12 protein-coding genes are annotated in these 14,408 nt (G+C 38.8%); 10 read left to right on the forward strand and 2 right to left on the reverse strand.

Translation table 11 applies throughout. From position 1 onward, the window contains the following. Window positions 1-281 precede the first annotated feature (281 nt). The 10 genes from ABJG98_RS16100 to ABJG98_RS16145 all read left to right on the forward strand — a co-directional run bounded on the left by ABJG98_RS16100 (window position 282) and on the right by ABJG98_RS16145 (window position 10,497). Complete coding sequence (locus ABJG98_RS16100) at window positions 282-2,093, forward strand: sigma 54-interacting transcriptional regulator (protein WP_348280564.1); 1,812 nt, start codon at window positions 282-284, stop codon at window positions 2,091-2,093. A 138-nt stretch (window positions 2,094-2,231) separates the two neighbouring features. Next, window positions 2,232-3,419 (forward strand): HAMP domain-containing sensor histidine kinase, encoded by a 1,188-nt coding sequence (locus ABJG98_RS16105; RefSeq protein ID WP_348280565.1) that lies wholly within the window; start codon window positions 2,232-2,234, stop codon window positions 3,417-3,419. A gap of 22 nt (window positions 3,420-3,441) precedes the next feature. Next, complete coding sequence (locus tag ABJG98_RS16110) at window positions 3,442-3,834, forward strand: response regulator (protein ID WP_348280566.1); 393 nt, start codon at window positions 3,442-3,444, stop codon at window positions 3,832-3,834. Beyond that, a complete protein-coding gene (locus ABJG98_RS16115) occupies window positions 3,827-5,836 on the forward strand; it encodes a HAMP domain-containing sensor histidine kinase (protein ID WP_348280567.1) in 2,010 nt (669 codons plus the stop codon). The genes ABJG98_RS16110 and ABJG98_RS16115 overlap by 8 nt, the downstream gene beginning before the upstream one ends. Before the next feature lie 59 nt (window positions 5,837-5,895). Then, a complete protein-coding gene (locus ABJG98_RS16120) occupies window positions 5,896-6,426 on the forward strand; it encodes a hypothetical protein (protein ID WP_348280568.1) in 531 nt (176 codons plus the stop codon). Window positions 6,427-6,504: 78 nt separating this feature from the next. Next, window positions 6,505-6,861 carry a hypothetical protein gene (locus ABJG98_RS16125; protein ID WP_348280569.1) on the forward strand — a complete coding sequence of 119 codons (357 nt, stop codon included), beginning with the start codon at window positions 6,505-6,507 and terminating at the stop codon, window positions 6,859-6,861. Between the two features lie 42 nt (window positions 6,862-6,903). Next, complete coding sequence (locus ABJG98_RS16130) at window positions 6,904-8,184, forward strand: outer membrane protein transport protein (protein WP_348280570.1); 1,281 nt, start codon at window positions 6,904-6,906, stop codon at window positions 8,182-8,184. Window positions 8,185-8,196: 12 nt separating this feature from the next. Beyond that, window positions 8,197-8,646, forward strand: a complete 450-nt coding sequence (locus ABJG98_RS16135) for a hypothetical protein (protein WP_348280571.1) — start codon at window positions 8,197-8,199, stop codon at window positions 8,644-8,646. A 44-nt stretch (window positions 8,647-8,690) separates the two neighbouring features. Beyond that, a complete protein-coding gene (locus tag ABJG98_RS16140; protein WP_348280572.1) occupies window positions 8,691-9,983 on the forward strand; it encodes an amidohydrolase family protein in 1,293 nt (430 codons plus the stop codon). A gap of 43 nt (window positions 9,984-10,026) precedes the next feature. Beyond that, a complete protein-coding gene (locus tag ABJG98_RS16145) occupies window positions 10,027-10,497 on the forward strand; it encodes a hypothetical protein (protein ID WP_348280573.1) in 471 nt (156 codons plus the stop codon). Between the two features lie 82 nt (window positions 10,498-10,579). Here the strand turns inward: ABJG98_RS16145 and ABJG98_RS16150 are convergent, their stop codons facing one another. Beyond that, window positions 10,580-11,662 carry a type 1 glutamine amidotransferase domain-containing protein gene (locus ABJG98_RS16150; protein ID WP_348280574.1) on the reverse strand — a complete coding sequence of 361 codons (1,083 nt, stop codon included), beginning with the start codon at window positions 11,660-11,662 and terminating at the stop codon, window positions 10,580-10,582. Between the two features lie 101 nt (window positions 11,663-11,763). Further along, window positions 11,764-14,124, reverse strand: a complete 2,361-nt coding sequence (locus ABJG98_RS16155; RefSeq protein ID WP_348280575.1) for an FtsX-like permease family protein — start codon at window positions 14,122-14,124, stop codon at window positions 11,764-11,766. Window positions 14,125-14,408: the final 284 nt, after the last annotated feature.

The raw sequence follows: 14,408 nt of genomic DNA on the forward strand, positions 1-14,408 counted from the left end.
TGCTATGGGTTAGGGAATGGAGCTATCTCCGTTCCCTTTTTACATGTTGTTTGACCCAACAGTTAATGTGAAATCAACAATTTTTTGTAGACTATCGTGGAAAGGCTTCTGAAGTAAAAAATTAAGATTAGTTAACGGTGGTAGGATAATTAGCCAATTAGTAATGCATTGATGCCATTGGTGTGTGAACGTTGGATTAGTTATTCGGTGATAGAATGCCCCGAAAAGTCGGGGTATTTTTTACGTATTGTAGTATATTAAAGAAAGCAAACCGATAGAAAGTGAAGGCGGAGGGTATTGAAAAATATAAAGTTGAAAAACTCAAAGATGCTCAATCAAGAGTGTCTGAACTAGAACGGGCGTTTCAACAGACTAAAACAGGTATATGGGAATATGACACAGCGTCAAGAGAAATAAAGTGGTCTCCCGAAGTATATAAAATTTATGGACTCAGTCAGAATTCTACACCACCGCACTTAGAAGAAATTATAAGATTTTCGTCCAAAGAAGAGCAGGATCAAATCCATGACACTATTACCATGGCAATGATTAATGGGACTCCATATTCAATCTTTTGTGAGATTGAAGATCGCAAAGGATGTAGAAAATATATAAGAGCAACGGGCGCGGCAACCAAGGACGAAAGTGGAGCTGTAAGGCGACTTTTTGGTACTATATGTGACCTTTCAGATCATCAGGAAAAGCAGAAGCAACTGCTTTTCACGGATTTAACGATTGAGCGCATATCTGAAGGAATTTACTGGTTTGATGATAAGTTAAGGTTCATTCGAGTAAATCAGGCCGCTGCGGATTTATTGGGATATACCAAGGAAGAATTGATGGGAAAAAGAGGATTGGATATCAATCCTTCTTTCTCTTTTGAAAAGTCCCGGGCGTTGTGGTTAGAAACAAAAGCTAAGGGAAGTTTGACTTTTAATACCATCCATTTACGAAAAGATGGTACGGAATTGCCTGTTGAGATCACAAATAATATAATCCTCTGGGAAGGCAAAGAATTTAAATGCAGTGTAGTCAGAGATATCACAGAGCGGAGAAATAACGAATTGAAGCTCCTGAAAGCTTACAATGAAATAGAAAGTTTAAAAAATAAGCTAGAGAAACAAAACAGCTACTTAAGAGAAGAGATAAAGGTTCAATATAATTTTGATGAAATCATTGCTGATAATAAGAAATGCAAGCAGCTTCTGAAACGATTGGAACAAGTGAGCAGGACTTCAAGTACTGTATTAATTGTTGGAGAAACAGGAACAGGAAAAGAACTTTTCGCTCGGGCCATTCATAATCTCAGCGATAGAAAAGATAATACATTAATCAAAATAAACTGTGCTGCACTACCACCGCAGCTTGTAGAAAGTGAACTATTCGGACATGAAAAAGGCGCTTTTACGGGCGCAACTAATCGCCGCATAGGAAAATTTGAGCTTGCAGATAAAAGCACACTCTTTTTGGACGAAGTAGGTGAGATGCCATTGGATATACAAGCAAAGTTGCTACGAGTTCTTCAAGAGGGAGAATTTGAACGAGTAGGAGGCAACGAAATCATCCGTGTAGACGCCAGGATTATAGCAGCCACAAACAAAAACTTAGAGGAAGCTATTTCAAACAGAGAATTTAGAGAAGACCTCTACTACAGATTAAATGTATTTCCACTTAACCCCATTCCATTAAGACAGAGAAAATCTGATATTCCTGCGCTTGTCAGCCACTTTCTCAAAAAATTTGAAAAGCGGATGAGCAAGACTATCGATTCAATATCTGAGGAGACAATGGAAAAGCTCATGAATTATGACTGGCCGGGAAACATTAGAGAATTAGAGAATGTAATAGAGCGGGCCATGATTACCTCAGAGCGTATTCTTGAACTTGGAGAGTGGCTGCCTGTTCGACTTCCCGACCATTCAGGGAGTAAATTTTTAGACAAAGAACGAGCCTTAATTATCGAAGCACTGGTCAAAACCAACGGGAAGGTGAGCGGTGCTGGTGGCGCAGCGGAACTTCTTGGAATTAACGCTAAAACGCTGGAGTCTAAAATCAGGAAACTGCAGATAGATAAGAGGGATCTTCATCAATGATTAAATAAAAGAAATTACTGATAAATAAGCATCATTAGTTTCCATTATGTAACTACAAATAACAGTTATTCAGGCACTTACATACTTTGGCATTGATTTAGCCTATGGTTCAAAAGCTAAATCAATCAACTGAGTATTATGTCATTATATAGCATTCCTGTAGCAGACAGTAAAAAAGAAGCCGAGAGAATAAAGGAATTAGATAGCTATCAAATTCTAGATACCCTTCCCGATAATAAGTATGATGACATTACCAGGCTAGCTTCCTACATCTGCGGGACTGATGTATCACTCATTACCTTAATGGATTCGGAAAGGAATTGGTACAAATCAATCAAAGGGGAAACAGGTCTGTCCTCCAGGGAGATCCCTCGTGATATATCATTTTGCAAGGTCACCATTCAAGGTGATGATTTGTATGAAGTTAAAGACACAGCAAAAGACATCCTATGGAAGGATAATCCAATTGTTACCGAAAAGAACATTAGATATTATGCAGGATACCCATTAGTAAGCCCAAATGGATATAAGTTAGGTACCCTGTGTGTAGTCGAGCGATGGCCAATGCAGCTAAATGCATCTCAGAAACAAGCGCTTCGAACGCTAGCCAATTCGGTGGTGTCGCATTTCGAACTGGATAAAAATAGGGAAATCGTTCGCAGGAAGAATAAAGAACTGGCTGAAGTCAACGCCAGACTTTACCAATTCGCTAAAATGATTGCTCATGATTTAAAGAGCCCATTGCAGAGTATAAAGTCCTTATACGAGCTAATGAGACATGATGAAGAAAATGCGAAGCAATACAAAGAGAAGATGTTCTCGTACCTCGATCGAATGGGTCAAATGATAGACGGACTTTTGGCATTTTCTCGCAATAACCTAAAGTCGCTTCGAAAGGAAAAAATCAGTACCGAGCTTCTCCTAAAGTCCCTCATGGAAAGGCTCAACGTAAGGGAAGTTTCTTTTTCAATGGCAGATGATATGCCAGTGATTAAAACGGAAGGAGTACTTCTTGAGATAATCTTTCAAAACCTAATTTCTAATTCAATCAAGTATTGCAACTGTGAGTTCACCACCATAGAAGTGGGAGTTTCCAGTGAAGACCCTATCACCTTCTTTGTGAAGGACAATGGTCCCGGCATCTCTCAAGATGTAGGTGATAGAATTTTCGATCCTTTTGAGCGAATAGAAAAATCAGAATTGAAAGATGGTAATGGCATAGGTCTGTACACCGTAAAAACCATTTTGATGCAAAGAGGATGTGATATATGGTATGAATCTGAACCTGATCAAGGGACCACATTCTTTTTTGAATGGAGGGTGTAAATCAAACTAAACCAAACAACCAATGAAACTTTTTACGATTGACGATGATGAACTGATTCACAAACTCTATGGTCTCTATTTAAATGACTTAATGAGTGGCTATCGGATGGAATCATTTTTTAATGGGTATGATGCCATCAAGTATTTTGAAGATCATCATTCGGATGGATTCGACTTGCCTGACCTTATCATATTGGATATCAATATGCCCATCATGGATGGAGTTGAGTTTCTTCACCAATTCAACACGATAGCTCCACTCTTGAGCAAAGTCCCATCTATATTCATCGTCACCTCATGTTTGCTTGAGGAGGACTATCTGAGAAATCTCAATTATGTGACTGGAGTATTTAACAAGCCAATATTGAAAAATACTTTAAAAGACATGATTTTCAATCAAATGCAATATGACTAGTGTATATCATTTTTTTAGGGGAGCACTCAACCACACATATGACGATTGGCCAAAGCGAAGAGTATTGGTTAATTGTTTGGTGCTTTCGCTTCTCTTTCTATTTATTACAAGCATTTCATTTTTCGCCATTGGGTTTACAGTAGGTGGATGGATGGGCCTCTTTGGTACGCTTGGTGTTCTTCACGTAGGTATTCTATTTAGAAGAAGAAAAAAGCTAATCAGTGCCATCAACTTACTCGCTTTATATGCCAACCTGATGTTTTTGGTTGAAGTAATATATAGTGGAGGTATTTCATCTCCAGCGTTATATTGGCTGATGTGTTCACCATTCTTCGCACTTATTTTTTCTGATTATGAAGTTAACAGGAACAGTGCCTTTTGGATACTTCTGACTTTTACGGAGTTCGTGACACTTTTTGCTTTTGATAATCACATTAACAACATTCCAATTCAATATGACATGGCATGGCATGAGACTTTGGTCTTGGTCTTTGCGATTACATTCATGTGCTACTGTTCGGTGATTATTCTATTTGATGTACAATCTAGAAAATATCAGGCCTTCTTGAGAGAGCTTCCAAGTACACCTCTGATTGAGAATATTCCCTCAGACAATGCAAGTCTGGAAGACAACATGTCATTGAAAAAAGAGTCTGGTAAACTCCATCGTAAACTTGTGTGGATTGCGATTGTGTTGCTTCCTATATTTCCAGATGCGCTGTTTTTTGAGGATGATAGCTGGATGGTCTTATTTGCAATTAGAATAGGAATAGTTATGTACTTTGTATTGGCGCAATACGCATATGTATTAGGCAAAGTATCTCCTAGATTTTTAGCACATTCGTGTCTAATTGCACTAGTATTATTCCTTTCTTATGCCACCTCTCAGGTGCCTATCAGCAATGTTTTAGTATATAATCTTAATTATTCAGCGGTATTTCTAATATCGGCACTCTTCCTACTTTGGCGATGGTATGATACCCTCATTGCTGTTGGGGTGGCGCTTGTGTCTTATATCTTATTTGCTTTAGTCGAAGGTCGACTCTCATTGGAATACTTTGTTGAAAAAGGGGGGCTACTGTTATTTTCTATTGGCTTTGCGAGTATCTGGCTCACAGACTTTCGTCATCGATTTTATTTGAAAGAGCAACGATTCAAAAGACGGTTGCAAGAATCTAACACCACGCTATCCAATCAAAATGAAGAGCTAAAAAAGTTAAACACCAGACTGAAAAGTTCTGAGAAAAAACAAAAGGAAGCATCACTAATTAAGGATAAATTCTTTTCAATAATCTCGCATGATCTGCGCTCACCTATTGGAACAGTCAGCAGTTTCATCAAAATACTCAATGATAATACCATTGAATTAGGCAAAGACAAGGAGTCTGAAATTTTGGATCGCCTGGAAGAGTCTCTACAGAATGTAGAAATGCTAATAGACAACCTTCTGAACTGGGCGAGATCCCAAATGGGTACTTTAAAACTGAGACCCGAATTTTTTGACATAAGAGAAATTGCTAATCAATGCACGCGACTGTTTTCAGAAGACCTGAGAAGAAAAGAGATTGAGGTTATTCTAGAGCAGAAAGTATCAACCAGGGTATTTGGAGACAAGCAAACAATCGAATTTGTCATAAGAAACCTCTTGGCAAATGCGATAAAATTCAGCTATGAAAAGAGCAGAATAAAAATTGAGTTTGAACGAGAAGACAAATTTCTGAATGTAAAAGTTGTTGATTTTGGAGTTGGTATGAATCACACCGAAATCAATAATCTGATGAATCCTAATGTTCACTTCACAAAACCTGGTACTGCCAAAGAAATGGGAACAGGACTTGGCGTTCAATTGTGTGTGGATTTTGTCAAGAAAAACAACGGTGAGCTTGTGATTGAGTCTAAACCCGGAAGGGGCTCAAAGTTTATTTTTTGCCTGCCGATCAATAGGAATTCAAAACCTTCAGTAAACCTGGGAAAAACAGTATTCAACATAATTGATAATTAAAACAAATGAAAGAAATTGAATTAGCTCCATCCGGTAATGATGCGTGTGGAGTCAAGTGAATGATTCAAAAAACAATAACAGATTTTAAGGGCCAGGAATACTTCGATCACTTTTTTGACAGCTATGCAGAAAAGTTCCGATTATCACCGGATTTAGATACCAAGACCAAGGATATATTGATTTGGCTCGCATGGAAGGAAAATAATTTCCCAGCATTCAAGTTCTTCATGACAGAATTTAGCAACAACCTCTCAGAGGAGAAATATGCAACATCATTGTGGCAAAATCGCATTGGTCACTTCTATCTAAAATACGGTGATATCGAGAATGCAATAAATCATTTTCTCATTGGTGTAAAGGAGTTTCAAAATGTAGAATATTTAGGACTGCTATATGCCGGACTCAGTATGGCTTATTATAGAAGCAACAATCGAAAACTTGCCGAAAAATACGTCTCGAAAGCCAATCTAGTTGCTCGTAATCAAGACAACATTGAGTTGAACAGCTATATCATAAGACTGGAAAACCTCATGGGAAAATCAAGTGCATATGGTAGTAACCTGGCGGTTCCAAATCTGGCTACTGAATAAGTTCAGTTTTAAACAGCTAAACCACTCTTTTTAAATAAATCATCCCTTTCTCATTATTAGAATTATAAATTGATAACCATGTCTGTAGAATTAATAACACATAACGGAAAAAAAATTGTTTACGGTGACTTTAAAGAATGCAACAAAAAGGAGAAAATGATTGAAAAACTCTATGTAGTTGAACAACTGATGCAGCGGCAACCTGGCACAGTCTTGTACCTGGCTGATCTTTCAAATACACATGGGAGTACAGAGTTTATGAAGGCAGTAAAAGAGGTAGCAAAAAGAACCTTTGATCATAAGGTTGAAAAGGCAGCCTTGATTGGAATTATAGGAATTAAAAAAGTTCTATTAAATGGATTTAATGCAGTATCAAAAAACAAATTTGTGCCTTTTGACAATGAGGAACTAGCCCTCAAATTTCTAACCGACTAGTACTCAAAAGAAAATATCAATAAGCTAAAACAAACTATAAATATGAATAGAATTTTAATTATCTGTTTCGTTATGGGATGGATCAATATCACCGCAAACGCTCAAACCGGGCATATTTTGAATGGAGCAGGAGCAAGAAGTTTTGGAATGGCCGGCGTGGGAACTGCCTATGCAATGAATCCAACCTCAGCTCTTCAGTGGAGTCCGTCCAGTATTACCCAAATCCCTACTTCAATTGAATTTAGTTCTTCTATTATCTCCTTGAATACCGAAAACTATTCAGAATTGGATCTTTCTTTTTTAGATCCAAGTTTGCCGCAGGGATCGATCATTGCAGGACCGCTCAACGATGAAACAGGCAACACCATTCTGCCAACCATCTCGTTCATTTACAATCCCAAAAGTGAATGGAGTTTCGGTTTTACCGCAGCAGGGATAGGAGGCTTTGGAGTAGACTTTCCACAGGCAGCTACGAGTCCTATTTCGCTGCTCTTTGGTGATGTTTTCTCTAATTACCAGTTGTTTCAGTTATCAATTACTGCGGCATATCAACTTACAGATAAATTGGCAATAGCGATATCACCCACGTTTAATATTGCTTCCCTTGAACTAGGCCCAATTGTAACAGCTACACCGTTTGTAGGAGCAGGGGGTATCTTATTCCCATCACGAGATAAAGCCAAAGCGCTGGGTTATGGAATACATCTGGGGATGACGTATGCAGTCAATGAGTCGCTTAGTGTTGGTGTTCTTTATAAGAGCAAACAGAAATTTGAAGATTTTGAATACGATCAATTAAATGGTCAAGGAAGCCCGTCAACTACATCCCTGGACTACCCTATGATACTAGCCGGTGGTATTTCTTACAGAGGATTCAGTAAAACCTCTTTAGCATTTGACTTCAGATACATTGATTATGCATCGACGGAAGGATTTAACGAAACCGGGTATGCTGCCGATTTTTCCGTGCGAGGCTTTGGCTGGGCCAATTCCTACTTTTATGGAATTGGGATTGAACGATCGATATGCAAAGAATTGATTGTTAGAAGTGGCTACTCATACAGCACAAATCCCATAGATGATGATGCTTCATTTTTCAGCACGGTAGCACCTGCTGCAGTTCAGCATACAGTAGGAGTTGGTGCGTCCTATGCTTTTTCTGATGTCATTGATGTGAGTATTGGATATCACCATGGCTTTGAAAGTAAAATCGAGGGACCTTTTATACTTCCAACAGCGGACGGTGGTCAGGCAGTGCCCTCAATCACCCGTTCATCGCTTGCTACCAATTTGTTTTCTCTGGATATAGGAATCAAACTTTGAGAATCGATTTGAATGACCGAACTGAAGAATGTTGCCTTGCAGCATAAAGAACTAAGCGATGCACAAGAACTAAAACTTAAATACCTGATAAAAATTCTTAATGTCATTGACACTAAAAAACTTGAGGAAGAGCACATTCTTAAAATAAACCGGTGGATTGATTTGGTTAACAGCCGCACGCAGTTGGACTTAGACTCGTATCTACTGAAAGCTATTTTTGAGATTAAATATTTGATCGAAAGTCAGCTTCAATCGGTGCTTTTAAGAAAGAAGAGAATTGACTTACTGAAACGATCCATTTGGTCTGTTTTAACCATATCCCTGACACTTGCCTTGATATGGATTTGGGAAATAATTTATATGTGGCTTCTAGTTAAACCATTATGCATTATCCTGTTTGTGACATGCCTTGAATGGACAGAGAAAAAGCCATTAAAGCTGTTTCACATCAGGAACATTTGATTAAATGAATAATTCCTTAATTAGTAAAATAATTCCCCAGTAGAATGAGAAAGAAAACCAATAGAACTCACAAACAAATTGTAACCAGGCTTACACCCATTTTATTCTTTTTAATAAGCCATTCGGCAGTTTTTGGTCAATCCATAGTTCTTAAAAATGTCAATATTGTTGATGTGATTAATGGAGGAATACTCGAGAACCAAGCGATTGAAATACGTGATGGGAAAATTGTGAATATTCACAATGCTCCGCCCGAAACATTTGAAAATGATAAAGTCATTGATTTATCAGGGAAATATGTGATCCCAGGATTAATCGATAGTCATACACACATCGAACACAGTGCGTATTGGGAGCCTGCTCGCAAATACAATCCCTCAAGAGAAAATTTAGTAGCACTTCTAGAGCATGCATTGGATGGAGGTATTACCACTATACGGGAAATGGCATCAGATGTAAGAGTAGTCAGTGAACTCAGCAGAGCAGCAAAACTGGGAACAATACAATCTCCGGATATCGTATTCACTTCACTCTTTGCAGGCCCGGAATTCTTTGAAGACCCCAGGGCTGCAGCAGCTACCAGAGGTGAGTTGCCAGGTCGAGTGTCTTGGTTCAAAACGATTGCTGACAGTACTGATATTTCTGAAGCAGTAATTGAAGCCATAGGAAATGGTAGTGACGGCATCAAGTTGTATGCTTTCTTAAAACCAGAATTAGTCGAAAAAATAAGTACAGAAGCCAGAAAAAGAGGTCTTATGGTATTGGCGCATGGAAGTACTCAATATAGCAATCCTTTTGAGTTGGTGGATAGTGGCGTCCATTCTTTATCTCATTCTTCTCTCTTGCTTGATGTTCTGCCAGAAGAGGTCGGTGGTTCGTCATATCCTGAAAATGATCAGTTAATGCAGAAACTGTTTCAAGAAATGAAAGCGAATGAAGTATTCTTGGATCCTACTCAATTTATTTATGAAAAAGTCGAACGTCTAAATAAGCTGTCTGAAGCTAGCAGTAAGATCATTGAAGAAGCATATAAAGCTGGAGTTATGGTTACAGCCGGAACGGACACTATTAGCGCATATCAAGATGAACAATATCCATTCTTACATGATGAGATAGCCCTTTATGTAGAAAAGTCCGGTTTTTCGATGATTGATGCCTTGAAAACAGCTACTATCAACGGCGCCTTGGCGTTGAATATGGACCATGAAATTGGTTCTATCGAGGTTGGAAAAAAGGCAAATCTGGTGGTACTAAATAAGAACCCACTTGAAAAGATTCAAAATACCAAGAGCATTTACCTGGTCATGAAGGAGGGGATTATACATGTACGAAAATAACGCCACATCAATACACAGAATTGAACCACAAGAACGTATAAAAATGACAATAAAAGACGCCAATAGATATAATGTAATAGTCACCAGATCAGCAGCTATCTTATTCCTGCTTGGGTTACTTACCGGCATTTATGTTACCATGGTTGCAACCGGAAAAATTGAGGGTAACATTGGTGCCAGTCTGGCTGCTCATCTCAACGGAATCATCGGAGCTATGATTTTATTAAGCCTGATCCTCATCCTACCCGGTATAAAATATGGTCACGGTTATAAAAGGGCTATGATTCTCATGTTCATAATTTCCAATTATGCCAACTGGTTGATTACACTGATCAAATCATTCTTGCAAGTAGAGGGAATTGCTATTGTATATAATTCCTTGTCGAATAATATCATCCATGTTGCCCTCGTCATTTTAGTTGTAATTCCAGCCTTGACAGGTGGTACAATGTGGGCATTTGGGATTGGCGCACGCCAGCACCAAGTGAATAATGTAGCAGAAGACCATTTGTAAATCACACGTTCAATCTTGTCACCGGGTTTACTTATGTGACGTTTGATTTTCACTTCTTCTAGAATGATTCAAATACTAGAGGTTATTCACTTATAAAGTTGAGCAGTTTAATAAGACTTATTGCTCTCCCAATATTCCCTTGCATGACCGACGTAATACTATGGACTGCAATTAATTCCTTGTTTATAGCCATACCTGAGGTAAGCATTTCACTAGCCTGACTTTTCGCTTCCTGATACCCATTATTTTCATAACTCAGTAGAATTTCAATAGCAGATTCCTCTGAAGTTTGAGGCCTGTATTTTGGAACATATCCCAATGCTTCTACCATCTCCTCTGCAAGCTTCCAGGTAGACCAGGGATTTTGGCCGGTGATCAATTTACCGTCTTTCACTACGTTTTTTAGGTACATAGTTCCCTTTTTAAACCGAGCTCCTTTTCCAACCAGTTCATCTTGCAAAAGAAATGGAAATAGATCACCGGCATCAGGTATCAGGAATAGCTCTTCCTCGTTTGTAAAGCTGCTCACCTCTTTGTTTTCAAGAAGCGATTGTCCATTGCTTAGACTCACGTTTACCAAAGCTGCAGGTCCATGGCATACGGCTCCTATCACTTTATCTGATTCATAATATTCCCGAACCAGCGATTGTATTATCAGATTGTTAGGAAAGTCGAACATGGCACCTTTACCACCTACAAAGTAGACGGCACTATAGTCTGCAAATGCTACATCTTCTAATCTAATGGTGTTTTGCGTTTTATGGTTTGCAACTGGATCATTCATAAACGCATAATCATAAATCCCGATATCATCATCGTCGATTACAACAGGAGGCTTACCACCTTTCGGGCTCGCAATGTCCACTTCAAAGCCATTTGCATGGAAGACATAATAGGCTCGAGAAAGCTCAGTTAACTCATATCCGGTTGATTTTGTGCTTTCTCCAATTTGAGCCGTGCTTGTAACCACTGCTAGTATTTTTCCTCGATAAGATGTGGAGTCTTCGGCCAGGTATGGAAGATCCGTAAATTGTACTTGAGATACATCTTCCCGTGGAATATCTGATCTGATAAGTCCGATAAACCAATAACCAAATCCAATGATTGCTACTATGAGAATTAGCAAACTGAATAAGGATATTTTCAATATTTTTCTGATGTTCATGATATAGTGATTGAGTAGCTGGCATTTTTGTTACATGAGCATCCTTTTTACATAAAAAAAGCTGCTCCATCAGCTTTAGACACCATTGGGTCATCTGCAAACTACTCCACCTTCAATCCGATCACTGGGTTTGCTTTAGAGACTTTTCTGACCTGTGTTGAAACGGTAGCAAGTAATACGAATATCAAAAGTACAACGGCTATCATCACACCAGAAACAGTCATTGGAATGTGATATTCATACACTTCATCCATGAGTGCTCCCATTAGAAAATAGCTAATTGGCCCCCCGATTGTCAGCGAAATAGCAAACAGTAGTACATATTGCTTAGTGATATTGGTTGCGATGTTCTTTAGTTCGGCACCAAGTACTTTTCGGATGCTAAATTCCCTCACTCTTCCCGTTACATTGAGCGTAACTAACCCATATAAACCAAGAGCAGCTAACATCACTGCGATGAAAGCCACAGCCTTCATGAATTTTGCGTGATTGCCAATTTCCTCAAAGTAATTGCCAAATACATCTTCTTGATGCCCACCATTGAAGGGAGTTTCTGGGAATAGTTCAGTCCACTCTTCCTGAAGGGCTTCATACGTCTCTTCCTCAGTACCAGCCATTACTTTCATGGATAAATAGCGATAATCTTCCTTGTCTGCCACCCGAAACATCGTCGGTCTGATTTCATTGAAAAAACTGTACATGTGAAAGTCTTTCACCACGCCAATAATCTCATATTGGACGCTATCGATTTTAAAGAACTTACCTATAGGATCTTTGAGCGACATACTCTCGACCATAAGCTCATTTGCTACCACAGCTCTTTTATCACTTTCAAATCGGTCTTTGAAAAACCTACCTTCCAGCAACTCTAAACCCATTGATTCAACATAGTTGGCATCTACGGCCAACTCAGTCACCTCGTATTGGCGTTCTGGGGTTTCTATTACTCTGGTCAAAGAGCCTCTACCCAAATGATTTTGAGATCCAAGTATCTGTTGCACATTAGGATTTTGTGCCATGGCCGCACTCATTTTTTCATATGCAGATTGATCCGGCACTCTCACGTACATTGATTTTAGTGGATCGTATCCCCAACTTCGACTAGCCTGATAGGTGGTGTTTTGAGTAAAAATCACCCCGCAAGTGATCGTTATACACGCAAGAATCAATTGAAAGCCCAGGAATATTTTGGTAAGTGGATTTTTCTTTCCAAACTGAACAGACCCTTTAAATATCCTAACCACTTCAAATTTGGCGATATAAAAGGCAGGATAGATACCTGAAGCTACACCGGTAAATAGAAGTATTGAACCAAGAAATATCCACAGGTTACCATCAGTAAGACGAAGGGTAAGATTGATGGTGAAAAGGTTATTGAACCATGGAAGGAAAACAAAAGCACCAAGAAGGAGTCCAAAGAATAATGCAAAGAGTGTCACAAAGATGTTTTCTGCGATGAATTGGATAATTACCAGACGTCTGTTGGCACCGATTACCTTTCTTACACCAATTTCTTTCAGCCTCTTGGATGCAGAGACGATGGCTATATTGATGTAATTAAAGCATGCCAGCAAAAGCATGAACAAACCGATGATTGGGAGAATTAATCTTGCCTCATCCTCCACTCCAGAAGAAATATCACTGCTTATATCTCCAGATCTATTATGTAAATCTGCAAGTTTAATAAACTCAAACTTTGAGATGGCCCAGTCTTCTCGCACGCTATTCTGAAGCGTACGATACTTTTCCATACCATTCTCGATGATGGCCAGATCCGAAGGCTGCTCCACTTGTATTAAGGTAGCATGGACGAACCCACGCCAGTTGTTCAAATCATACTCAGGGTAGGTGGTATTGATATTTTCAAAATTGACAAGGAAGTCAAAATCAATCGCATGTGCCAAAGGGAATGGTTGAGCAACCCCAGCTATGGTGAACGTTTTGCGTATGTCTCCAAATTTCAGAAGCACATTTTTGCCTACGGGATTTTCCTTTCCGAAGTATTTAATAGACATTTCTTCGCTAAAAATGATGCTGTTCATATCGGCCAGCGAACTAGCCTGTCCCCATTTTAGAGGGAATGTGAACATTTCTAAGAACTCCGGATCTGCAAATCGAACCCCCTCGTTAAATACCTTGTCCTCATACTTGACAACCACGCCAAAGTCTTCCACTCTGCACACCTTCTTTATATGTGTAAAATCTTCTTTTAGCATCGCCCCGAGTGGTGTTGGCGACAAACCCAGGTGACGTTCTGTACCATCTCTATCCACAAAAAATGTGGTTAGATAAACTTCATTTTTATTCTCATGAAAGTCATCGATGGTATAATCAAATTCCATAAATGAATACACAATTAAGCAGACGCCAATGGCCACAGCTAAACCAAATAAATTAATAAATGAGCTGAGTGGGTTTTTTAATAAGCTTCTAAGTGAGGTTTTGAGGTAGTTTTTGAACATTAGGTTTCCTTTTTAGTCCTGAAATGGTTGATTTCTATTCTAAAGATCGAATAGAGCTACGCTCTAATAGATTCATATTTTATAAAAAGGTTGCTTTTTGATGCCCGTAATACACCGGTGAAGAAACTGATTAAAAACAGTGTAGTGGGTATGAATATTATTACATACAATTCTTTTATATCATAAATCCCTGAAATAAAATAAAGAATTGATTTTTCATATTTCATTCAACCAGCTGTAAACAAGTGACTTAAACTGATTGGTACGTCAATTGCAAATGTTTA

The organism is Ekhidna sp. (genome assembly GCF_039960695.1).
GTDB lineage: Bacteria > Bacteroidota > Bacteroidia > Cytophagales > Cyclobacteriaceae > Ekhidna.

Bases quoted from the DNA above. Each gene is read 5' to 3' on its own strand.
- ABJG98_RS16125 (WP_348280569.1), top strand. From the start codon at position 6,505: ATGTCTGTAGAATTAATAACACATAACGGAAAAAAAATTGTTTACGGT.
- ABJG98_RS16155 (WP_348280575.1), bottom strand. From the start codon at position 14,124: ATGTTCAAAAACTACCTCAAAACCTCACTTAGAAGCTTATTAAAAAAC.
- ABJG98_RS16130 (WP_348280570.1), top strand. From the start codon at position 6,904: ATGAATAGAATTTTAATTATCTGTTTCGTTATGGGATGGATCAATATC.
- ABJG98_RS16105 (WP_348280565.1), top strand. From the start codon at position 2,232: ATGTCATTATATAGCATTCCTGTAGCAGACAGTAAAAAAGAAGCCGAG.
- ABJG98_RS16110 (WP_348280566.1), top strand. From the start codon at position 3,442: ATGAAACTTTTTACGATTGACGATGATGAACTGATTCACAAACTCTAT.
- ABJG98_RS16150 (WP_348280574.1), bottom strand. From the start codon at position 11,662: ATGAACATCAGAAAAATATTGAAAATATCCTTATTCAGTTTGCTAATT.
- ABJG98_RS16140 (WP_348280572.1), top strand. From the start codon at position 8,691: ATGAGAAAGAAAACCAATAGAACTCACAAACAAATTGTAACCAGGCTT.
- ABJG98_RS16145 (WP_348280573.1), top strand. From the start codon at position 10,027: ATGACAATAAAAGACGCCAATAGATATAATGTAATAGTCACCAGATCA.
- ABJG98_RS16120 (WP_348280568.1), top strand. From the start codon at position 5,896: ATGATTCAAAAAACAATAACAGATTTTAAGGGCCAGGAATACTTCGAT.
- ABJG98_RS16135 (WP_348280571.1), top strand. From the start codon at position 8,197: ATGACCGAACTGAAGAATGTTGCCTTGCAGCATAAAGAACTAAGCGAT.
- ABJG98_RS16115 (WP_348280567.1), top strand. From the start codon at position 3,827: ATGACTAGTGTATATCATTTTTTTAGGGGAGCACTCAACCACACATAT.